Source organism: Bacillus cereus group sp. MYBKT111-2, from assembly GCF_051915205.1.
In the GTDB taxonomy this organism is placed as follows: domain Bacteria; phylum Bacillota; class Bacilli; order Bacillales; family Bacillaceae_G; genus Bacillus_A; species Bacillus_A paranthracis.
Genome location: NZ_JBQAEG010000015.1, coordinates 1 through 21,081 on the forward strand (window position 1 = coordinate 1; position 21,081 = coordinate 21,081).

Sequence of the window (21,081 nt, forward strand, 5' to 3'; positions counted from 1 at the left end):
TGGCAGAGAGGTCACACCCGTTCCCATACCGAACACGGAAGTTAAGCTCTCTAGCGCCGATGGTAGTTGGGACCTTGTCCCTGTGAGAGTAGGACGTCGCCAAGCAACTAAGCACGAGTCAAATGACTCGTGTTTTTTCGTGTTTTCTTTTATAATCCATAGTAATAAAAAATGTATTTAAATCATTATTATTTTGATTAAATACAGGGGAATGTGGCTAGGATAGTAAATAAGCAAAAGAGTTGCAAATTTTATTAATACGTATATAATTAAAGTCAAAGATAGTCAAAGTCAATAAAGGTGGCGGATAAATGAGAAATATATCTGATATCATTGAGCAATATCTAAAGCAAGTTATTGACTTAAGTAATAATAATGTGATTGAAATCAAGAGAAATGAGATTGCGGATCGATTCGAGTGCGTACCATCTCAAATCAATTATGTAATCAATACCCGTTTTACGTTAGAAAGAGGATTTGTAGTAGAAAGTAAACGTGGTGGAGGAGGTTACATTCGCATTATAAAAGTCAAACTGCATGACGATATAGACATTATTGATCAAATGCTTCATATGATTGATCATAGCGTTGCGCAAGGAAATGCAGAGAGTATGATTATACGTTTAATAGAAGAGGGAATCATAACGAATCGTGAAGCTAAACTTATGTTAAGCGTACTAGATCGTTCTGTATTATCAATGGATGTTCCTTCTCGAGATGAACTTAGGGCTCGAATATTATGCGCAATGTTAAGAACACTGAAATATAAATAAATACAGCTTTTGTAAAAGAATAATAACTAAAAGATAAGGCAGTTAAATATTGTAGGAGTTTTGAAAAAAGAACACGCACTTTTATGTAAACGAATAAAGGAAAGTGAACAGTCTAGTAATGTATGAAAAGTACTATGAGATAGATCGTTCCTGTTGTAAAGGTGGGGATAGTGATGACTTGTCAAAACTGTAATATAAGACCAGCAACTTTACATTATACAAAAGTAATTAACGAAAAGAAGGCGGAAGTTCATCTTTGTGAGCAATGTGCAGAACAAAGTGGCTATACGTCTTTCTTTCAATCATCGCAGTCTAACTTTTCATTCCATGATTTATTTGCTGGGTTATTACACGGTGAATCAACAATGTTTGAAGAAGAAAAAAGCGGATTTTCGAACACAAATATATTAAGATGTCCAAATTGTAAAATGACATATGAGCAGCTTACAAAGGTAGGACGCTTTGGATGTGCTTCTTGTTACGATACATTTAAGGAACATTTAAAGCCGTTATTAAAACGTCTTCACGGCGGGCATACAGATCATTGTGGAAAAATTCCGAAGCGTATAGAAGGAAATATTCACTTAAAGAAAGAATTAGATGAACTAAAACTCATTCTGAAACAATACGTACAGAAAGAGGAATTTGAGAAAGCTGCTGGAGTAAGGGATAAAATTAGAAATCTTGAAACTCAGCTTAGTGAGCATAGAGAGGGGGAATAGTTCTATGTCACTGGACAAAATTATGAATGAAGCGATTAGTCCATGGATGAAGGGAGATGGCCCTGATTCTGATATTGTTTTAAGTAGTCGAATTCGTTTGGCTCGTAATTTTAAAAAATATCAATTCTCTACTATGCAAAACGAAGAAGAAGCTAAACAGATTCAAGAATTATTTAAAAAGGAATTTATAAATAAAACAGTAGAACCTTTTGGAGAGTTTGAACTATTAAAAATGAATGAATTAACGCCTCTTCAAAGGAGAGTATTAGTTGAAAAGCATTTAATTAGTCCCAACCTTGCAGGAACAGAATATGGAGCGTGTCTATTGTCAGAAAACGAACATATTAGTGTTATGCTGAATGAAGAAGACCATATTCGGATTCAGTGCTTATTTTCAGGATTGCAGTTATCAGAGGCCCTTCAAAGTGCCAATCAAATAGATAATTGGATTGAGAAAGAGGTTGAATATGCTTTTGATGAATCACTTGGATATATTACGAGCTGCCCTACTAACGTTGGTACAGGACTTAGGGCTTCCGTAATGATTCATTTACCAGGGCTCGTTTTAACGAAAAGAATTAGCCGTATTATACAAGTAATTCAAAAATTAGGGTTAGTAGTAAGAGGAATATACGGTGAAGGTAGCGAAGCGTTAGGTAATATATTTCAAGTGTCAAACCAAATGACGCTAGGAAAATCTGAAGAAGATATTATTGCAGATTTAAAGAGTGTCATTCAACAAATCATACAGCAAGAAAAGATGGCTAGAGAATTAATTGTACAAAATTCAAGTATTGAGCTTGAAGATAAAGTTTATCGCTCTTATGGCATACTAGCCAACAGTCGTTTAATTCAATCTGCGGAAGCAGCCAATTGCTTATCAGATTTACGACTTGGTATTGATTTAGGATATATAAAAGGTATATCGAGAAATATTTTGACTGAGCTAATGGTTCTTACACAACCAGGCATTTTACAACAATATGCGGGAGGACCTTTAGGGCCAGAAGAAAGAGATTATCGAAGAGCAACCTTAATCCGTGAGCGATTACGTATTGAAAAAAACTAAGCGCAAGTAGGAGGCGATTTCTATGATGTTTGGAAGATTTACAGAAAGAGCACAGAAAGTATTAGCTTTATCTCAAGAGGAAGCGATTCGTATTGGGCATAACAATATTGGAACAGAACATATTTTACTTGGGCTTGTACGCGAAGGTGAAGGAATTGCAGCAAAAGCGTTGATTGCTCTTGGATTAAGCCCGGAGAAAGTTCAAAAAGAAGTAGAAGCGTTAATCGGACGCGGAACAGAAGCTTCTCAAACCGTACATTATACACCGCGTGCTAAAAAGGTTATTGAGCTGTCTATGGATGAAGCTCGTAAATTAGGTCATTCTTACGTTGGAACAGAACATATTTTACTTGGTTTAATCCGCGAGGGTGAAGGGGTAGCAGCACGTGTTTTAAATAACTTAGGTGTTAGCTTAAATAAGGCAAGACAACAAGTATTGCAACTTCTTGGAAGTAATGAAGCAAGTTCAGGTCATCAAGGTGGTTCTTCAACAAATGCAAATACACCAACACTTGATAGCTTAGCACGTGATTTAACAGTTGTTGCACGTGAAAATCGTTTAGACCCTGTTATTGGACGTGGTAAAGAAATTCAACGTGTAATTGAAGTTTTAAGCCGTAGAACAAAAAACAATCCTGTATTAATTGGGGAGCCTGGTGTAGGTAAAACGGCAATTGCAGAAGGATTAGCACAACAAATCGTAAATAATGAAGTTCCTGAAACTTTAAGAGATAAGCGTGTTATGACACTAGACATGGGTACAGTGGTAGCCGGAACGAAATACCGTGGTGAATTTGAAGACCGTTTGAAGAAAGTAATGGATGAAATCCGCCAAGCAGGAAATATCATTCTATTTATTGATGAACTTCATACATTAATTGGTGCAGGTGGCGCAGAAGGTGCTATTGACGCATCGAATATTTTAAAACCATCTTTAGCTCGTGGAGAGTTACAATGTATTGGAGCGACAACGTTAGATGAATATCGCAAATATATTGAAAAAGACGCAGCTTTAGAGAGACGTTTCCAACCAATTCACGTTGATGAGCCAAGTTTAGATGAATCAACTCAAATTTTGAAAGGTTTACGCGATCGTTATGAGGCACATCACCGCGTATCTATTACAGATGATGCAATTGATGCAGCTGTAAAGCTTTCAGATCGTTATATTACAGATCGTTTCTTACCAGATAAAGCAATTGATTTAATTGATGAAGCTGCTTCAAAGGTTCGCTTACGCTCTTATACAACACCACCAAATCTAAAAGAGCTTGAAGTGAAGCTTGAGGAAATCAGAAAAGAAAAAGATGCAGCTGTACAAAGTCAAGAGTTTGAAAAAGCTGCTTCCTTACGTGATATGGAACAACGTTTACGTGAGAAGTTAGAAGATACGAAGCGTCAATGGAAAGAGCAACAAGGAAAAGAAAACTCAGAAGTGACAGTAGAAGATATTGCAAATGTTGTTTCTACGTGGACTCGTATCCCGGTTTCTAAGCTTGCACAAACAGAGACTGATAAATTATTAAACTTAGAATCGATTCTTCACGATCGTGTTATTGGTCAAGATGAAGCGGTAGTAGCTGTAGCGAAAGCTGTTCGTCGTGCTAGAGCAGGCTTGAAAGATCCGAAACGTCCGATTGGTTCATTTATTTTCTTAGGACCAACAGGTGTAGGTAAAACGGAGCTAGCAAGAGCGTTGGCAGAATCTATGTTCGGTGATGAGGATGCAATGATTCGCATCGATATGTCTGAGTACATGGAGAAGCATTCTACTTCTCGTTTAGTTGGATCTCCTCCAGGATATGTTGGATATGAAGAAGGTGGACAATTAACAGAAAAGGTTCGCCGTAAGCCATATTCAGTTGTCTTATTAGATGAAGTAGAGAAAGCTCATCCTGATGTGTTTAACATTTTACTACAAGTATTAGAAGATGGTCGCTTAACAGATTCTAAAGGGCGTACAGTTGATTTCCGTAATACAATTGTTATTATGACATCTAACGTTGGTGCAGAAGCGTTAAAACGTAATAAACATCTTGGATTTAACGTACAAGATGAGAGCCGCGATTATTCAGATATGAAAGGTAAAGTAATGGATGAACTGAAAAAGGCATTCCGTCCAGAATTCTTAAACCGTATTGATGAAATTATCGTGTTCCATATGCTTGAGAAAAAACATATTCAAGAGATTGTAACACTTATGGTAAATCAGTTAGTAAATCGCTTAAAAGAGCAAGAAATTGAATTGCATTTAACAGAAGGAGCGATTTCGGCTATTGCTGATAAAGGGTTTGACCGAGAGTACGGTGCTCGTCCGCTTCGTAGAGCAATTCAGAAACATGTAGAAGATAGACTATCGGAAGAACTTTTAAAAGGTGCTATTGAGAAAGGACAAAAAGTTATCTTTGATGTTGAAGGAGAATCATTTGTCATTCATAGTGCTGAAAAGGTAAAATAAGTATAGACAAACTAAGAGGGCTACGAGATAGCCCTCTTTCTTGTACGATAAGGATAAATTGTTTATAGATGAAAGTGAAGTGAGATATAAAACGATATGGCTAAAAAGAAAACAAAATTCACATGTCAAGAGTGTGGGTATCAGTCACCAAAATATATGGGGAAATGCCCTGGATGTGGTCAATGGAATACGCTTGTTGAAGAGATGGAACCGGTTGTATCATCAAGGCGCCTTAATTATGCGAATGCAATTCAAACAGAAGTAACAAAACCAAGACGTCTAACAGAAGTGGAAACAAAGTCTGAGGCGCGTATTGAAACAAAATTTCAAGAATTTAACCGTGTACTTGGTGGCGGGATTGTAGATGGATCCTTAGTACTGATTGGTGGAGACCCTGGGATTGGAAAATCAACGTTACTATTACAAATATCATCACAATTAGCGGATTCTTCATATGATGTCCTATATATATCGGGTGAAGAATCAGCAAAACAGATTAAACTGCGTGCGGATCGTTTACATGTAAATGGTAGTAATCTATTTGTTGTATCAGAGACGGACTTACAGCGAATTGCAACACATATTGAAGAGGTGAATCCAGCCTTTGTTGTTATTGATTCTATTCAAACAATACATCTACCTGAAGTAACATCAGCACCGGGAAGTGTGGCACAAGTTCGTGAATGTACAGCGGAATTAATGAAACTTGCAAAAACGAAAGGAATCCCTATTTTTATCGTTGGACATGTGACAAAAGAGGGAGCGATTGCAGGACCTCGTATGTTAGAACATATGGTCGATGCAGTTCTTTACTTTGAAGGGGACCGTCATCATACATACCGCATTTTGCGAGCAGTAAAGAATCGTTTTGGTTCTACGAATGAAATGGGTATTTTTGAAATGAAAGAGCTTGGCCTTGCAGAAGTATTAAACCCTTCTGAAATTTTTCTTGAGGAAAGACCAGTTGGGGTTGCAGGATCAACAGTGGTCGCCTCAATGGAAGGAACAAGACCAGTTTTAGTAGAAATACAAGCATTAATTTCCCCTACTAGTTTTGGAAACCCTCGAAGAATGGCAACGGGAATTGATCATAACCGTGTATCGCTTATTATGGCAGTGCTAGAAAAAAGAACAGGCTTATTATTGCAAAATCAGGATGCATATTTAAAAGTAGCAGGTGGTTTGAAGTTAGATGAACCAGCAATTGATTTAGCTGTCGCTTTAAGTATAGCTTCAAGTTTTAGAGATAAATCTACGGCACCAACCGATGCAGTAATAGGAGAAGTAGGATTAACTGGAGAAATAAGAAGAGTATCAAGAATTGAACAACGTGTACAAGAAGCAGCTAAATTAGGATTTCAACGCGCTATTATTCCTAGAAAAAATTTGGGAGGATGGACAATTCCAGATGGGATTGAGGTAGTTGGTGTATCTAATTTAGGAGAAGCACTTCGTTTGACATTAGGAGGCTAGGCTATGGAAGAAAACAAGCAACGTGTCAAAAGTATGATTAATATTTTACAACTTGTGGCCCCGGGAACACCACTGCGCGAAGGGATAGATAATGTACTTCGCGCACAAACAGGGGGATTAATTGTTCTTGGATATAATGAGCAGATTAAAAGTATTGTTGATGGAGGTTTTCATATTAATTGTGCATTCTCTCCAGCTAGTTTATATGAATTAGCAAAAATGGATGGGGCACTTATTTTAAATGAAACGGGAAGTAAAATTTTGATTTCGAACGCACAGTTAGTTCCAGAGTCATCTATTGACTCTATTGAGACAGGTATGCGCCACCGAACGGCGGAGCGTGTAGCAAAGCAGACAGGCAGCCTTGTTGTGGCTATTTCACAAAGACGTAACGTAATTACGCTATATCAAGGGAATTTACGTTATACACTAAAAGATATAGGCGTTATTTTAACAAAGGCGAATCAAGCTATCCAAACGTTAGAAAAATATAAGGCTGTATGGAATGATGGGATTACGAATTTGGGCATTCTAGAATTTGAAGAGGTTGTTACAATGTCCGAGGTAGTCCATGTTTTACATAGTGTTGAAATGGTACTACGTATTAAAAATGAAATATTGAGCTATATTCATGAATTGGGAACAGAAGGTAGGTTAATTCGTTTACAACTTACGGAACTATTAGCCGACTTAGAAGCAGAGGCAGCGCTATTAATTAAAGATTACTATCAAGAAAAAACACAAGACCATCATCAAATTTTGAAAAAGTTACAAGAACTTGCGAATACACAACTTCTAGAGGACAGTGATTTAGTTAAATTGCTTGGATACCCAGGACAAACGAGTTTAGAAGAAAGTGTGACGCCGAGAGGATACCGAATCACAAGCAAAATTTCGCGTGTTCCACCACTTATCATTGAAAATTTAATTAATCGATTTAAAACTTTGCAAGGTGTTTGTCGTGCAACTATTAATGAATTAGATGATGTGGAAGGAATTGGAGAAGTCAGGGCGAAGAAAATACGAGAAGGCCTAAAAAGAATTCAAGAGCATCTCTATATGAGTAGACACAATTAAGAATATTACATTGATTCCATAATATAACGACACTAGAACATTTTTGGTATATGATATGATATATTGGTAAATAAAACTATTTATAAAAAAACACGTCCGCTTTTGCATTCGGCGTTTTGATTAGCGAAACAATGGTTAATAATGAGTAGGAGGTGGTTGGATGTTAAAACGGATTGTACAGCTCTTCTTTTTAGTAATCGGGGGAGCGTTAGGGATTTACTTAATCCCAAAAGTTATTAATGTATTAGACATCGGTGCCGTTCCTTTATTGGAAGGATCGTATGTTCGTGCAATTATTGGTGCAATTATTTTATTTTTAACAACATTTTGGCTTGTAGATTATATTGTTCAACTTATTAAGCATATTGAAGAGGCTCTTGTAAAAGCGCCTGTAGCAGATGTTTTGTTTGGTACATTAGGTTTAATCTCTGGGCTTATTGTTGCGTATTTAATTTTAATACCAATTCGTGAATTTACAATTCCAGTTATTAGTACAGTGTTGCAAGTGTTCTTTACTCTTTTACTAGGATATTTAGGATTCCAAGTAGGGTTTAAAAAGAGGAATGAATTGCTAGGATTATTTACATTACCACAACGTGGGAAGAAGAAAAATAATAATAGTGAGAATGAAGAACCAGAAAATGAGGTAGAAGAATCTTTAGCGCATTGGAAAATTCTCGATACAAGTGTAATTATCGATGGACGTATTGCTGATATTTGCCAAACAAAGTTTTTAGAAGGAACAATTGTCATTCCGCAATTCGTGTTAGAAGAACTTCAGCACATTGCCGATTCTTCTGATGCTTTAAAACGTAATCGTGGTCGCAGAGGATTAGATATTTTAAATCGTATTCAAAAAGAGATGCCGATCCCGGTAGAAATTTATGAAGGCGATTTCGATGATATTCAGGAAGTGGATAGCAAACTTGTAAAGTTGGCAAAAATCACTGGTGGAACGGTAGTAACGAATGACTTCAACTTAAACAAAGTCTCTGAATTACAAGGGGTAACGGTGTTAAACATTAATGATTTAGCTAATGCAATTAAACCTGTTGTACTCCCAGGTGAAGAATTAAGTGTTTATGTTGTAAAAGATGGAAAAGAACAAAATCAAGGTGTAGCATATTTAGATGACGGCACGATGATTGTAGTAGAAGATGGTAGAGAATATGTAGGCTCACAACTCGATGTACTCGTTACGAGTGTGTTACAAACGTCGGCTGGGCGCATGATTTTTGCCAAACGTAAATTATTAGAAAAAGCATTATAAGTAGAGGATTATTAATATGTATACATTAATTATTCCAGCAGCTGGTCAAGGAAAGCGGATGGGTGCTGGCAAAAATAAGTTGTTCTTACTTATTAATGAAGTACCGATTATTGTGCATACGTTACGTGCTTTCGAACAGGATAAAGCATGTAAAAATATTATTATGGCAATTAACGAAGAAGAGCGTCCGTATTTTGAAGAGTTAATGCAAAAGTATCCGGTTGCAAAGCCAGTACAATTTATTCAAGGTGGAGCTGAAAGACAAGATAGTGTATATAATGCGATTCAGCATACGAGTGATGTTGAGTATGTTCTTGTACATGACGGTGCGCGCCCGTTCGTAACGAATAAAGTGATCCAAGATGTATTAACTGCAGCAGAAAAATATGGAGCTTCCATTTGTGCGGTGCCAGTGAAAGATACTGTTAAGAAAGTAGAGCAGGGTGTTGTTGTCGAAACGGTAGAAAGATCTCAACTTAAAGCTGTTCAAACACCGCAAGGGTTCTCTGTTTCTCTTTTGTTAGAAGCTCATAGAAGTGCGAAGCAGAGTTGTTTCCTTGGTACAGATGATGCAAGTCTCGTAGAACGTATCGGGAAGCAAGTAGGTGTAGTAGAGGGGAGTTACTATAATATTAAAGTGACGACCCCAGAGGATTTACTAATTGCTGAAAGTTTTCTTCACGTTCAAAAGAAATGATAGCAATGATTATAGCGAAGAGAAGCTCGGCAAAGGCCGGGCTTTTCTTTATAAGGATAGCGATATAATATAGAATCATAAAGCTCAGTAGTTTAGCTCGAGGAGGATGTAAAAAATGTTTCGAATTGGACAAGGTTTTGATGTGCATGAATTCGCGGAAGGTAGACCGTTAATTATTGGCGGAATTACAATTCCACATGAGAAAGGATTAATCGGTCACTCTGATGCAGATGTATTGTTACATACGATCGCGGACGCGTGTTTAGGTGCAATTGCAGCAGGAGATATCGGAAAACATTTCCCTGATACAGATCCCGCCTTTAAAGATGCTGATTCGGCTGTATTATTGCAAAAGGTTTGGGAATTTGTGCGTGAACAAGGTTATGAATTAGGGAATTTAGATTGTACAATTATTGCTCAAAAGCCAAAAATGGCACCACATATTGAAAGTATGCGCAAACGCATTAGTGAGCTATTAGAAACGTCTATCGATAATATCAATGTAAAGGCAACAACAACAGAAAAATTAGGATTTACAGGTAGAGAAGAAGGAATTGCTTCTCAAGCAGTTGTTTTATTACAGAAAAAATAATGGTTTTTAATTCGTAAGATGGATAATCACATTTTTTTGGTGTACAATTATAGAATGTGTTGACATTAAGAATGGAAGGTGTACCAATTATGGAAAAGCAAGTGAGAGTGCGCTATGCGCCAAGTCCAACAGGACACTTACATATCGGAAATGCGCGTACGGCATTATTTAATTATTTATTTGCTCGTCATCAAGATGGTAAGTTTATTATTCGTATTGAAGATACTGATGTAAAACGTAATGTTGCTGGTGGAGAAGAAAGCCAATTAAAATACTTGAAATGGCTCGGTATGGACTGGGATGAAGGTGTTGATGTTGGTGGTGAATTTGGACCATATCGTCAAACAGAGCGTTTAGATATTTATAAAAAGTTATATGAAGATTTATTAGAGCGTGGTTTAGCTTACAAATGTTATATGACAGAAGAAGAGCTAGAAGCAGAACGCGAAGGGCAAATTGCTCGTGGTGAAACACCTCGTTACGCAGGTAACCACCGTGATTTAACTGAAGCGCAAGTGAAAGAATTTGAAGCTGAGGGACGTATTCCAAGTATTCGTTTCCGTGTACCAGCTGACCGTGATTACACATTTAAAGATATTGTAAAAGATGAAGTTGCATTCCATTCAAATGATTTCGGTGATTTCGTTATCGTGAAAAAAGATGGGATTCCAACTTATAACTTTGCAGTAGCAGTAGATGATCACTTAATGGAAATTACACACGTACTTCGTGGTGATGACCATATTTCAAACACGCCAAAACAAATGATGATTTATGAAGCTTTCGGTTGGGATATTCCTCAATTCGGTCATATGACTTTAATTGTAAATGAAAGCCGTAAAAAATTAAGTAAGCGTGATGAATCTATTATTCAATTTATTGAGCAATATAAAGAGCTTGGATATCTTCCAGAAGCAATCTTTAACTTTATTGCACTACTAGGTTGGTCGCCAGTAGGAGAAGAAGAAATCTTCTCTCAAGAAGAGTTTATCAAAATGTTCGATGCAGCTCGTTTATCAAAATCACCTGCATTATTTGATTCTCAAAAACTAAAATGGATGAACAACCAATATATGAAAAAGCAAGATTTAGATACGGTGGTAGAATTAAGCTTACCGCATTTAGTGAAAGCTGGACGTATAGGTGAAACTTTAAGTGAACAAGAACAAGCTTGGATTCGTGATGTAATTGCGTTATATCATGAACAAATGAGCTTTGGAGCTGAAATTGTAGAGCTTTCTGAAATGTTCTTCAAAGATCATGTTGATTATGAAGAAGAAGGACAAGAAGTATTAAAAGGTGAACAAGTACCAGAAGTACTTCGTGCATTTGCTGGTCAAGTAGAAGCACTAGAAGCTATGGAACCGGCAGCAATTAAGGCGGCTATTAAAGCAGTTCAAAAGGAAACAGGTCATAAAGGTAAAAACCTATTTATGCCAATCCGTGTTGCAACTACTGGTCAAACACACGGTCCAGAGCTTCCTAATGCTATTGCACTTCTTGGAAAAGAAAAAGTTTTAAATCGTCTTCAAAAAGTAATTGGTTAACATTTTCTAGGTTTAGAAATATAATAAGTATACTTAAAACCTAATAAGGAAAAGCGACGAGAAGGAGAAGTAGAAAATCAGGCTTTTTACAGAGAGAACCACCTTAGGCTGGAAGTGGTTTATAAGCGGATTTTTGAAATGCCCCTTCGAGTCTTCTGCTGAACAGCAAATTGTTTTGCGAAACGTCTTAGGACGTAAAGTAAGCAGAAGCGGTGTACACCGTTATCAGAGATGAGTTTGAGGCTTTTTTTAGCCTAAACAGAGTGGAACCGCGCTTATAAGGCGTCTCTGTCAATATGACAGAGGCGTCTTTTTTTATACCGTAAAATTGGGTATGAGTATAAGTTTTATCCACGTGTATAAAGATTTAGGGGGATAAGTAGGGAGTTAGTTCACTCGAAAAAGCAGCCCATAAAGGGGAGGGAACGTCGATGTTTAAGAGGCTTCGGGAAGATATTGAAGTCGTTTTTGAACAGGATCCAGCGGCAAGAAGTTATTTCGAAGTCATTTTGACTTACTCTGGATTACATGCAGTTTGGGCCCATCGAATTGCACATGCTTTTTATAAAAAGAATTTCTTCTTTATTGCACGTTGGATCTCACAAGTTAGTCGTTTCTTTACTGGCATTGAGATTCATCCAGGAGCAACAATTGGTCGTCGTTTTTTCATTGACCATGGAATGGGGGTTGTAATTGGAGAAACGTGCGAAATTGGTGATAATGTAACGATCTATCAAGGAGTTACATTAGGTGGTACGGGTAAAGAAAAGGGAAAGAGGCACCCTACAATTCAGGATAATGTATTAATTGCAACAGGTGCTAAAGTACTGGGTTCTATTACAGTTGGAGAGAATTCTAAAATTGGAGCAGGTTCTGTCGTATTAAAAGAAGTCCCTGCACATTCTACAGTTGTAGGTATACCTGGCCGAGTCGTTATTCAAAATGGCGTAAAGATCGGTCAAGAATTGAATCATTCCGACCTTCCAGACCCAATTTTTGATAAATTAAAGGTCATGGAAGTAGAACTTGATAAATTGAAAAAACAACTTGAAGTAAAGGTAGAAAGGAAGGATAAAAATGACTATTCACATTTATAATACGTTAACACGTCAAAAGGAAGAGTTTACTCCATTAGAAGAAAATAAGGTAAAGATGTATGTATGCGGGCCTACAGTTTATAACTATATTCACATTGGGAATGCAAGACCACCTATGGTATTTGATACGGTGCGCCGTTATTTAGAATATAAAGGGTACGATGTGCAGTATGTATCTAACTTTACTGACGTAGATGATAAATTAATTAAAGCAGCAAATGAGTTAGGTGAAGATGTGCCGACAATTGCGGACCGTTTCGTGGAAGCATATTTTGAAGATGTAACGGCACTAGGTTGCAAACATGCAACAGTTCATCCGCGTGTAACAGAAAATATGGATATCATTATTGAATTTATTCAAGAACTTGTGAATAAAGGATATGCATATGAATCAGAAGGGGATGTGTACTTTAGAACGAAGGAATTCGAAGGGTACGGTAAGTTATCACATCAACCGATCGCGGACTTACGTCACGGTGCGCGTATTGAAGTAGGAGAAAAGAAACAAGACCCTCTTGATTTTGCATTATGGAAAGCTGCGAAAGAAGGAGAAATCTTCTGGGAAAGCCCTTGGGGTCAAGGTCGCCCAGGCTGGCATATCGAGTGCTCGGCAATGGCACGTAAATACTTAGGGGACACAATTGATATTCACGCTGGTGGTCAAGACTTGGCATTTCCTCATCATGAGAATGAAATCGCGCAGTCTGAGGCATTAACAGGAAAAACATTTGCACGTTATTGGATGCACAATGGATATATTAATATTAATAATGAGAAAATGTCTAAGTCACTTGGGAACTTCATTTTAGTTCACGATATCATTAAGCAATATGATCCGCAGTTAATTAGATTCTTTATGCTATCAGTACATTATCGTCACCCAATTAATTTCAGTGAAGAGTTATTACAAAGCACAAATAACGGACTGGAAAGAATTAAAACAGCTTACGGTAATTTAAAACACCGCATGGAAAGTAGTACGGATTTAACAGATCATAATGAGAAATGGTTAGCTGACCTGGAAAAATTCCAAACTGCATTTGAGGAAGCAATGAATGATGACTTCAATACTGCTAATGCAATTACTGAGTTATATAATGTAGCAAATCATGCAAATCAATATTTACTCGAAGAACATACATCTACAGTGGTAATTGAAGCATACGTAAAACAACTTGAAACATTATTTGATATTTTAGGATTAGAATTAGCGCAAGAAGAGTTACTAGATGAAGAAATTGAGGCGCTTATTCAAAAACGTATTGAAGCTCGTAAAAATCGTGATTTTGCATTATCAGATCAAATTCGCGATGATTTAAAAGATCGTAATATTATTTTAGAAGATACCGCTCAAGGTACAAGATGGAAAAGAGGATAAGAATGATTGATGCAAAGCAATTAAACAGCTTAGCGTTAGCGTATATGGGTGATGCGGTATATGAACAATATATCCGCTATCACCTACTTCAAAAAGGAAAAGTTCGTCCTAATCAGTTGCATCGATTAGGGACAAGCTTTGTTTCGGCAAAAGCACAGGCGAAAGTTGTTTATCATTTATTAGAGACAGCATTTTTAACTGAGGAAGAGGAAGCGGTACTAAGAAGAGGGCGTAATGCAAATTCAGGTACTGTTCCGAAAAATACGGATGTACAAACATATCGACATAGTACAGCCTTTGAAGCACTGATTGGCTATCATCACTTATTAAATAATCGTGAAAGATTAGACGAAATTGTATATAAGGCAATTGCTGTTTTAGAAGAAAAGGAAGGGGGCACATCATCATGAGTAGTGAATATATTATCGGACGTAACCCTGTAATTGAAGCGTTACGATCAGGGAGAGATATTAATAAAATTTGGATCGCAGAAGGTGCTGCCAAAGGACAAGTACAAATTGTACTAGCACTAGCGAAAGAAAATAAGATTATTTTACAACATGCACCAAAAAAGAAGTTAGATCAATTAGTTGAGGGGAACCACCAAGGTGTAATTGCTCAAGTGGCCGCATATCAATATGCTGAGCTAGAAGATCTATTCAAAGTAGCCGAGAAGCGTAATGAGGATCCGTTCTTCTTAATTTTAGATGAAATTGAAGATCCGCATAACCTAGGTTCTATTATGCGTACTGCAGATGCAACAGGAGCTCATGGAATTATAATTCCGAAAAGAAGAGCTGTGGGACTTACAGCATCAGTTGCAAAAGCATCTACTGGGGCGATTGAATATATTCCTGTTGCACGCGTAACGAATTTATCTCGTACAATCGATGAATTAAAAGAACGTGGACTTTGGATTGCTGGTACAGATGCAAAAGGGAAAACGGATTACCGTAATTTAGATGGTAAAATGCCAATTGGATTAGTAATTGGAAGTGAAGGAAAAGGTATGAGTCGTATTATTGGTGAAAAATGTGATTTCTTAATTACTTTACCGATGGTTGGTAAAGTTACATCCTTAAATGCTTCAGTGGCTGCAAGTTTGTTAATGTATGAGGTATATCGTAAACGTAACGAAATTGGTAAATAAAAAATGAACGATATTTTAATCGTTGACGGTTACAACATTATTGGAGCTTGGGGAGACTTGAAGAAACTACGGGATGTAGATTTGCAATCATCAAGAGATGCACTGATTGATAAGATGGCGGATTACCAAGGTTACACAGGTACAAAGGTAATGATCGTTTTTGATGCTTATACAGTCCACGGTATTGAAAAAAAGATGAAACAATCACGTGTGGAAGTTATATTCACGAGGAAGAATCAAACTGCAGATGAAAAGATAGAACAACTTGCAATTGAGCTTAGAAATATAAATACGCAAATATATGTTGCGACTTCTGATTATACGGAACAATGGGTTATATTTGCTCAAGGTGCGCTCCGGAAATCTGCGCGGGAATTAGAGTTGGAAGTACAAGCGATGGAGCAACAAGTAAGAAGGCGTACACAAGACACAAAAGAAAAGCAACCTGCTATGCGAAAGATATTTAGTAAAGATATTACAGAAAAGTTAGAAAAATTAAGAAGAGGAGAGCGTTGAAGCATTGACGCTCTTTGTCTTTTTACTGTATAATATTTCTAAATAAATAGCGGTCGGAGGGATCAAGGTGGAAGCAGGCTTCGTAAGTGTAGGCGACGTTACATTTCGTGATTTAGAAGATGAGGCAATCGTTGAGTTAGTTCGAAAAGGTAATACTGACGCTCTAGAATATTTGATTCACAAATATAAGAACTTTGTTCGCGCGAAATCGAGATCTTATTTCTTAGTGGGTGCCGATCGAGAAGATATTGTTCAAGAAGGTATGATTGGATTGTTTAAAGCGATTCGTGATTATAAAGAGGACAAGCTGTCTTCATTCAAAGCATTTGCTGAACTGTGTATCACTCGACAAATTATTACCGCTATTAAAACAGCAACCAGGCAAAAACATATTCCGTTAAATTCATATGTGTCTTTAGATAAACCGATTTATGACGAGGAATCTGATCGGACATTATTAGATGTTATTTCGGAAGCGAAGGTAACTGATCCTGAAGAAATGATTATAAGTCAGGAAGAATATACCGACATAGAATCTAAAATATCTGAATTATTAAGCGATTTAGAAAGAAAAGTGCTTTCTTTATATCTAGACGGTCGTTCTTATCAAGAGATTTCGGAACAGTTAAATAGACATGTGAAATCTATTGATAACGCTTTACAGAGAGTGAAGCGGAAATTGGAACGATATATGGAAATGAGAGAGAGTACCACTTCAAATTAATAACAAGAGCTACAGGTGTAAAAAATCACCTGTTTTCTTTTTGTAGCGAGTACAAAAGGCATGTCATTGACATTGTCTTTTATTGTATGATACATTTTTAGGGACATAATGTTACAAGGTTGGTGTAACTAATGAGGAAAAAAGTTGTACTCTCATGTGAAGAGTGTAAAAATCGAAACTACTCTACGATGAAAGATACGAGCTCAGTAGAGCGACTTGAAATAAAGAAATTTTGTAAAACATGCAATCAGCATACAGTTCACAAGGAAACAAAATAAATAATTGAAATAATACACTGGAGGTCCCGTAGATGCGTTTAACGAACTTTTTCGGCGATGTAGGTCGCGAAATGAAAAAAGTAAGTTGGCCTAAAAAAGATGAATTACTCCGTTCAACAGCGACTGTTATCGCTACAGTTGTCTTCTTTGCGATTTTCTTCGCAGTAGTTGATATGGGCATTTCTTCTTTAATTCGGTTAATTCTTGGTTAATTCTTGAATAAGAAGCACTTATCCATGATATAATGTTATTTATAAGAACTGTGTAAAAGCCCGGTGAACGGGTTTTTTCATTTGCGCAAAAAAATGTACGTCAGGGAGGGAAGGACGCTCGTCCTAAATGAATGGAAAAAAGTTGGTATGTTGTCCATACTTATTCTGGATATGAAAATAAAGTAAAAGCAAACCTAGAGAAACGTGTAGAATCAATGGGTATGCAAGATAAAATTTTCCGTGTTGTTGTCCCGGAAGAAGTAGAAGTAGAAATGAAAAACGGTAAAGAAAAATTAATGAAAAGAAAAGTGTTCCCAGGTTATGTATTAGTAGAATTAATCATGACTGATGACTCTTGGTATGTTGTACGTAACACGCCGGGTGTAACTGGGTTCGTTGGCTCTTCTGGTTCTGGATCTAAACCATCACCTCTATTAGAAGAGGAAGTTGTTACCATTATGAAACATATGGGAATGGACAACGAAGTGGTTGATTTCGACTTTGAACTTCATGAGACAGTACGTGTAAATGAGGGACCATTCGCAGATTATACAGGTGCTATCGAAGAAATTGATGTGGAGAAGAAGAAGGTTAGCGTACTTGTGGACATGTTTGGTCGCGAGACTCCAGTTGAACTTGACTTCCATCAAATTGAAAAATTATAAAATGAAACTTGAAATGAATTGTAAAAAGTGATAATATCTTTTAAGTCAGTACGTCTTCGTTATCGGAGACGTTTTTTGAAAGATTTTATCCTTACAGATAAAATATGACGTGGGAGGGCAAATCACTGTCCAATTGACCACATCACGGACTTAAGGAGGTGTGTCTCGTGGCTAAAAAGGTAATTAAAATGGTAAAACTTCAAATTCCTGCAGGTAAAGCTAACCCAGCTCCACCAGTTGGTCCAGCATTAGGACAAGCAGGTGTTAACATCATGGGCTTCTGTAAAGAGTTTAACGCTCGTACAGCAGATCAAGCTGGTCTTATCATCCCTGTTGAAATTACGGTATTTGAGGACCGTTCATTCACTTTCATTACTAAAACTCCTCCTGCTGCTGTTCTTCTTAAGAAAGTAGCTGGTATTGAGTCTGGTTCTGGTGAACCAAACCGTAATAAAGTGGCAACTGTTAAGCGTGATAAAGTACGCGAAATCGCTGAAACTAAAATGCCTGACCTAAACGCTGCTAGCGTAGAAGCTGCAATGCGTATGGTTGAAGGTACTGCACGCAGTATGGGCATCGTTATCGAAGACTAATTCGATTTGTTTTTTAAAAAAGGTTGCGGGTCTGGAATTCCAATTCGCAACCTTTATTATCGTAAATGATTATCGTTTTTAAATAAATGGATGGCGCGCATCCTCAGGTTATACCTGAAAATAAGCGTAAACGTGGGAGGTTATTCCGCTAAAACCACATTCGAGGAGGAAATAAAAATGGCTAAAAGAGGTAAAAAGTACGTAGAAGCTGCAAAGCTTGTTGATCGTGCAGCTGCTTACTCTGCAACAGAAGCAGTAGAATTAGTAAAGAAAACAAACACAGCTAAATTTGATGCAACTGTAGAAGCTGCATTCCGTTTAGGTGTTGACCCTAAGAAAGCTGACCAACAAATCCGTGGTGCAGTTGTTCTTCCACACGGTACTGGTAAAGTACAACGTGTATTAGTATTCGCTAAAGGTGAAAAAGCTAAAGAAGCTGAAGCTGCTGGAGCTGACTTCGTAGGCGATGCTGATTACATCGGTAAAATCCAACAAGGTTGGTTTGATTTCGATGTAGTAGTAGCAACTCCTGACATGATGGGTGAAGTTGGTAAACTTGGTCGCGTATTAGGACCTAAAGGTTTAATGCCAAACCCTAAAACTGGAACAGTTACTTTCGATGTAACTAAAGCTGTTAACGAAATCAAAGCTGGTAAAGTTGAATACCGCGTTGATAAAGCTGGTAACATCCACGTTCCAATCGGTAAAGTATCTTTCGAAGATGCTAAATTAGTAGAAAACTTCAGAACAATCGCTGACACTTTACAAAAAGTTAAGCCAGCTGCTGCAAAAGGTACTTACATGAAGAACGTAACAGTTGCTTCTACAATGGGACCTGGCGTACGTGTAGACGTTTCTACATTAGCGTAAATTTTGGAAGTTGACTTCATAAAGAAGTTTTAATATAATCATTTATGTTGTGAATTTAATTAGTGTACCGTAGACAGTAGGTGTCAATAGACTTAATTTCCTACCTAGGTGTTAATATACGAAGCGGAATTTTTTTCTGTGACTATATGCCTCCATGTCTACAAGTTGGGCATGGAGGTTTTTAGTGCACTTTCGGTACATCTTCTATATAATCTACAGGAGGTGTAATAACATGAGCAAAGTAATCGAAACTAAACAACAAGTTGTAACTGAAATCGCGGACAAACTTCGCGCTAGTAAATCTACAATCGTTGTTGACTACCGTGGTTTAACAGTTTCTGAAGCAACAGAATTACGTAAGCAATTACGTGAAGCTGGCGTTGAGTTCAAAGTTTACAAAAACTCTCTAACTCGTCGTGCTGCAGAATCTGCTGAAATGGCTGAGTTAAATGAATTCTTAACAGGACCAAACGCAATCGCGTTCAGTAACGAGGATGTAGTTGCTCCTGCGAAAGTATTAAACGACTTCGCTAAAGATCATGAAGCTTTAGAAATTAAAGCAGGCGTAATCGAAGGTAAACTTGTAACACTTGATGAGGTTAAAGCTATCGCTACTCTTCCATCACGTGAAGGCTTACTTTCTATGCTTCTTAGCGTTCTTCAAGCTCCAATCCGTAACCTTGCACTTGCTACTAAAGCAGTTGCAGACCAAAAGGAAGAGCAAGGCGCTTAATTTTTTAAAAGATAATTACGTATTATCGATAAAACAATACAAACCTATTTAAGGGAGGATATTTACAATGACTAAAGAACAAATCATTGAAGCAGTTAAATCTATGACTGTATTAGAACTTAACGACTTAGTAAAAGCTATCGAGGAAGAATTCGGCGTAACTGCTGCTGCTCCTGTAGCTGTAGCTGGTGGCGCTGGAGAAGCTGCTGCTGAGAAAACTGAATTTGATGTGGAACTAACTAGCGCTGGTGCACAAAAAATCAAAGTTATCAAAGTTGTTCGTGAAATCACTGGTCTTGGCTTAAAAGAAGCTAAAGAATTAGTTGACAACACTCCAAAAGTAATCAAAGAAGCTGCTGCTAAAGAAGAAGCTGAAGAAATCAAAGCTAAACTTGAAGAAGTTGGCGCTGCTGTAGAAGTTAAGTAATTAACTTTTGATGCTTTAAAAAAAGCTCGCTCTCATGCGAGCTTTTTTTTTAACTGTAAAGAAAAGAGGTGGCCATATGGCAGACCATTATTTTTCTAACGACCCTTCTAGTAAAAGTGATCGTAAGCGATGGGAATTTACGCTTCGTGGATCTCAATTTACTTTCTTATCTGACCGTGGGGTGTTCTCGAAAAACGAAGTGGACTTTGGTTCTCGTCTTTTAATTGAAGCGTTTCAAGTGCCAGATATTAAAGGTGACATATTAGACGTAGGTTGTGGATATGGACCAATTGGTTTATCGTTGGCGAAAGAGTTTCAAGACCGTAAAGTTCACATGGTGGATGTGAATGAAAGGGCACTTGAGCTTGCGAAAGAAAATGCCGCTAACAATAGAATTGGAAATGTGCACATTTTTCAAAGTAGCGTCTATGAAAATGTAGATGGTATGTATGCTGCTATTCTATCTAATCCTCCAATTCGTGCAGGTAAAGATATCGTGCATGAGATTTTAGAAAAAGCTGTAGAACATTTAGTTCCAGGTGGGGAGTTGTGGATTGTTATTCAAAAGAAACAAGGTGCACCATCTGCGCTAAAGAAACTAGAAGAAGTATTTTCTGAAGTCGAAGTTGTAGAAAAGAAAAAAGGATATTATATCATAAAATCAAAAAAACGTTGACGGTTATTTTTGGCTATGTTAACATTATACAATGCCAATATATGATTTTCTGCGTTGAGAAAGATGTATATTTTTGTTTCTCTT

At 37.3% G+C, this 21,081-nt stretch carries 24 protein-coding genes, 1 rRNA gene and 2 other annotated features; all 25 genes read left to right on the forward strand.

The genetic code is table 11. From position 1 onward, the window contains the following. Positions 1-105 (forward strand): 5S ribosomal RNA (rrf, locus tag ACTFNE_RS26025); the annotation flags it as partial. A gap of 206 nt (positions 106-311) precedes the next feature. Continuing rightward, positions 312-773: a transcriptional regulator CtsR gene (gene ctsR / locus ACTFNE_RS26030; protein ID WP_001244563.1), complete on the forward strand. Its 462-nt coding sequence runs from the start codon at positions 312-314 to the stop codon at positions 771-773. A gap of 173 nt (positions 774-946) precedes the next feature. Next, a complete protein-coding gene (locus tag ACTFNE_RS26035; protein ID WP_000128382.1) occupies positions 947-1,495 on the forward strand; it encodes a UvrB/UvrC motif-containing protein in 549 nt (182 codons plus the stop codon). Positions 1,496-1,499: 4 nt separating this feature from the next. Next, positions 1,500-2,564, forward strand: a complete 1,065-nt coding sequence (locus tag ACTFNE_RS26040; protein ID WP_000050825.1) for a protein arginine kinase — start codon at positions 1,500-1,502, stop codon at positions 2,562-2,564. A 22-nt stretch (positions 2,565-2,586) separates the two neighbouring features. After that, a complete protein-coding gene (gene clpC / locus ACTFNE_RS26045) occupies positions 2,587-5,022 on the forward strand; it encodes an ATP-dependent protease ATP-binding subunit ClpC (protein ID WP_000971179.1) in 2,436 nt (811 codons plus the stop codon). Between the two features lie 96 nt (positions 5,023-5,118). Beyond that, entirely contained in the window at positions 5,119-6,495 is a 1,377-nt protein-coding gene (radA, locus tag ACTFNE_RS26050; protein ID WP_001085212.1) for a DNA repair protein RadA, read from the forward strand. Positions 6,496-6,498: 3 nt separating this feature from the next. After that, positions 6,499-7,572 carry a DNA integrity scanning diadenylate cyclase DisA gene (gene disA / locus ACTFNE_RS26055; protein ID WP_000392171.1) on the forward strand — a complete coding sequence of 358 codons (1,074 nt, stop codon included), beginning with the start codon at positions 6,499-6,501 and terminating at the stop codon, positions 7,570-7,572. 160 nt (positions 7,573-7,732) lie between these two features. Further along, positions 7,733-8,842, forward strand: coding sequence for a PIN/TRAM domain-containing protein (locus tag ACTFNE_RS26060; RefSeq protein WP_000919684.1), 1,110 nt, complete (start codon positions 7,733-7,735; stop codon positions 8,840-8,842). A 16-nt stretch (positions 8,843-8,858) separates the two neighbouring features. Then, the gene (gene ispD, locus ACTFNE_RS26065) at positions 8,859-9,539 is read left to right on the forward strand and encodes a 2-C-methyl-D-erythritol 4-phosphate cytidylyltransferase (RefSeq protein WP_000288304.1); all 681 of its coding nucleotides are present in this window, start codon (positions 8,859-8,861) and stop codon (positions 9,537-9,539) included. A 115-nt stretch (positions 9,540-9,654) separates the two neighbouring features. Next, complete coding sequence (gene ispF, locus ACTFNE_RS26070) at positions 9,655-10,131, forward strand: 2-C-methyl-D-erythritol 2,4-cyclodiphosphate synthase (protein ID WP_000488386.1); 477 nt, start codon at positions 9,655-9,657, stop codon at positions 10,129-10,131. An 89-nt stretch (positions 10,132-10,220) separates the two neighbouring features. Further along, positions 10,221-11,678, forward strand: coding sequence for a glutamate--tRNA ligase (gene gltX, locus ACTFNE_RS26075; RefSeq protein ID WP_000415154.1), 1,458 nt, complete (start codon positions 10,221-10,223; stop codon positions 11,676-11,678). A 47-nt stretch (positions 11,679-11,725) separates the two neighbouring features. Further along, positions 11,726-11,971, forward strand: a binding site (T-box leader). Between the two features lie 138 nt (positions 11,972-12,109). Continuing rightward, positions 12,110-12,775, forward strand: coding sequence for a serine O-acetyltransferase (gene cysE / locus ACTFNE_RS26080; RefSeq protein WP_000476500.1), 666 nt, complete (start codon positions 12,110-12,112; stop codon positions 12,773-12,775). Continuing rightward, positions 12,756-14,153, forward strand: coding sequence for a cysteine--tRNA ligase (cysS, locus tag ACTFNE_RS26085; protein WP_000152268.1), 1,398 nt, complete (start codon positions 12,756-12,758; stop codon positions 14,151-14,153). Before cysE ends, cysS begins: the two co-directional genes overlap by 20 nt. Positions 14,154-14,155: 2 nt before the next feature. Next, a complete protein-coding gene (locus ACTFNE_RS26090) occupies positions 14,156-14,563 on the forward strand; it encodes a Mini-ribonuclease 3 (RefSeq protein ID WP_000564261.1) in 408 nt (135 codons plus the stop codon). Then, positions 14,560-15,303 (forward strand): 23S rRNA (guanosine(2251)-2'-O)-methyltransferase RlmB, encoded by a 744-nt coding sequence (gene rlmB, locus ACTFNE_RS26095; RefSeq protein ID WP_000093759.1) that lies wholly within the window; start codon positions 14,560-14,562, stop codon positions 15,301-15,303. The genes ACTFNE_RS26090 and rlmB overlap by 4 nt, the downstream gene beginning before the upstream one ends. A gap of 3 nt (positions 15,304-15,306) precedes the next feature. After that, the gene (locus ACTFNE_RS26100) at positions 15,307-15,819 is read left to right on the forward strand and encodes an NYN domain-containing protein (RefSeq protein ID WP_000997883.1); all 513 of its coding nucleotides are present in this window, start codon (positions 15,307-15,309) and stop codon (positions 15,817-15,819) included. 67 nt (positions 15,820-15,886) lie between these two features. Next, entirely contained in the window at positions 15,887-16,543 is a 657-nt protein-coding gene (locus ACTFNE_RS26105) for an RNA polymerase sporulation sigma factor SigH (RefSeq protein WP_000387199.1), read from the forward strand. A 131-nt stretch (positions 16,544-16,674) separates the two neighbouring features. Next, the gene (gene rpmG, locus ACTFNE_RS26110; protein ID WP_002070160.1) at positions 16,675-16,821 is read left to right on the forward strand and encodes a 50S ribosomal protein L33; all 147 of its coding nucleotides are present in this window, start codon (positions 16,675-16,677) and stop codon (positions 16,819-16,821) included. Between the two features lie 32 nt (positions 16,822-16,853). Then, positions 16,854-17,033 carry a preprotein translocase subunit SecE gene (secE, locus tag ACTFNE_RS26115; RefSeq protein WP_001241321.1) on the forward strand — a complete coding sequence of 60 codons (180 nt, stop codon included), beginning with the start codon at positions 16,854-16,856 and terminating at the stop codon, positions 17,031-17,033. A 131-nt stretch (positions 17,034-17,164) separates the two neighbouring features. Next, complete coding sequence (gene nusG / locus ACTFNE_RS26120) at positions 17,165-17,698, forward strand: transcription termination/antitermination protein NusG (protein ID WP_000415794.1); 534 nt, start codon at positions 17,165-17,167, stop codon at positions 17,696-17,698. Positions 17,699-17,865: 167 nt separating this feature from the next. Beyond that, positions 17,866-18,291, forward strand: a complete 426-nt coding sequence (gene rplK, locus ACTFNE_RS26125) for a 50S ribosomal protein L11 (protein WP_001085872.1) — start codon at positions 17,866-17,868, stop codon at positions 18,289-18,291. A gap of 177 nt (positions 18,292-18,468) precedes the next feature. After that, positions 18,469-19,161 carry a 50S ribosomal protein L1 gene (gene rplA, locus ACTFNE_RS26130; protein ID WP_002020168.1) on the forward strand — a complete coding sequence of 231 codons (693 nt, stop codon included), beginning with the start codon at positions 18,469-18,471 and terminating at the stop codon, positions 19,159-19,161. Between the two features lie 49 nt (positions 19,162-19,210). Next, positions 19,211-19,354, forward strand: a sequence feature (ribosomal protein L10 leader region). Between the two features lie 39 nt (positions 19,355-19,393). Continuing rightward, positions 19,394-19,894, forward strand: a complete 501-nt coding sequence (gene rplJ, locus ACTFNE_RS26135) for a 50S ribosomal protein L10 (RefSeq protein ID WP_000048716.1) — start codon at positions 19,394-19,396, stop codon at positions 19,892-19,894. 67 nt (positions 19,895-19,961) lie between these two features. Then, positions 19,962-20,321 carry a 50S ribosomal protein L7/L12 gene (rplL, locus tag ACTFNE_RS26140; RefSeq protein ID WP_000159736.1) on the forward strand — a complete coding sequence of 120 codons (360 nt, stop codon included), beginning with the start codon at positions 19,962-19,964 and terminating at the stop codon, positions 20,319-20,321. 76 nt (positions 20,322-20,397) lie between these two features. Continuing rightward, positions 20,398-20,997 carry a class I SAM-dependent methyltransferase gene (locus ACTFNE_RS26145; protein ID WP_000763282.1) on the forward strand — a complete coding sequence of 200 codons (600 nt, stop codon included), beginning with the start codon at positions 20,398-20,400 and terminating at the stop codon, positions 20,995-20,997. Positions 20,998-21,081 lie beyond the last annotated feature (84 nt).

Bases quoted from the DNA above. Each gene is read 5' to 3' on its own strand.
- rplA (WP_002020168.1), top strand. From the start codon at position 18,469: ATGGCTAAAAGAGGTAAAAAGTACGTAGAAGCTGCAAAGCTTGTTGAT.
- secE (WP_001241321.1), top strand. From the start codon at position 16,854: ATGCGTTTAACGAACTTTTTCGGCGATGTAGGTCGCGAAATGAAAAAA.
- rplL (WP_000159736.1), top strand. From the start codon at position 19,962: ATGACTAAAGAACAAATCATTGAAGCAGTTAAATCTATGACTGTATTA.
- ACTFNE_RS26060 (WP_000919684.1), top strand. From the start codon at position 7,733: ATGTTAAAACGGATTGTACAGCTCTTCTTTTTAGTAATCGGGGGAGCG.
- clpC (WP_000971179.1), top strand. From the start codon at position 2,587: ATGATGTTTGGAAGATTTACAGAAAGAGCACAGAAAGTATTAGCTTTA.
- disA (WP_000392171.1), top strand. From the start codon at position 6,499: ATGGAAGAAAACAAGCAACGTGTCAAAAGTATGATTAATATTTTACAA.
- ACTFNE_RS26040 (WP_000050825.1), top strand. From the start codon at position 1,500: ATGTCACTGGACAAAATTATGAATGAAGCGATTAGTCCATGGATGAAG.
- rplJ (WP_000048716.1), top strand. From the start codon at position 19,394: ATGAGCAAAGTAATCGAAACTAAACAACAAGTTGTAACTGAAATCGCG.
- cysS (WP_000152268.1), top strand. From the start codon at position 12,756: ATGACTATTCACATTTATAATACGTTAACACGTCAAAAGGAAGAGTTT.
- radA (WP_001085212.1), top strand. From the start codon at position 5,119: ATGGCTAAAAAGAAAACAAAATTCACATGTCAAGAGTGTGGGTATCAG.
- ctsR (WP_001244563.1), top strand. From the start codon at position 312: ATGAGAAATATATCTGATATCATTGAGCAATATCTAAAGCAAGTTATT.
- ACTFNE_RS26090 (WP_000564261.1), top strand. From the start codon at position 14,156: ATGATTGATGCAAAGCAATTAAACAGCTTAGCGTTAGCGTATATGGGT.
- cysE (WP_000476500.1), top strand. From the start codon at position 12,110: ATGTTTAAGAGGCTTCGGGAAGATATTGAAGTCGTTTTTGAACAGGAT.
- ACTFNE_RS26100 (WP_000997883.1), top strand. From the start codon at position 15,307: ATGAACGATATTTTAATCGTTGACGGTTACAACATTATTGGAGCTTGG.
- ACTFNE_RS26145 (WP_000763282.1), top strand. From the start codon at position 20,398: ATGGCAGACCATTATTTTTCTAACGACCCTTCTAGTAAAAGTGATCGT.
- gltX (WP_000415154.1), top strand. From the start codon at position 10,221: ATGGAAAAGCAAGTGAGAGTGCGCTATGCGCCAAGTCCAACAGGACAC.
- ACTFNE_RS26035 (WP_000128382.1), top strand. From the start codon at position 947: ATGACTTGTCAAAACTGTAATATAAGACCAGCAACTTTACATTATACA.
- nusG (WP_000415794.1), top strand. From the start codon at position 17,165: ATGGAAAAAAGTTGGTATGTTGTCCATACTTATTCTGGATATGAAAAT.
- rlmB (WP_000093759.1), top strand. From the start codon at position 14,560: ATGAGTAGTGAATATATTATCGGACGTAACCCTGTAATTGAAGCGTTA.
- ispD (WP_000288304.1), top strand. From the start codon at position 8,859: ATGTATACATTAATTATTCCAGCAGCTGGTCAAGGAAAGCGGATGGGT.
- rpmG (WP_002070160.1), top strand. From the start codon at position 16,675: ATGAGGAAAAAAGTTGTACTCTCATGTGAAGAGTGTAAAAATCGAAAC.
- ispF (WP_000488386.1), top strand. From the start codon at position 9,655: ATGTTTCGAATTGGACAAGGTTTTGATGTGCATGAATTCGCGGAAGGT.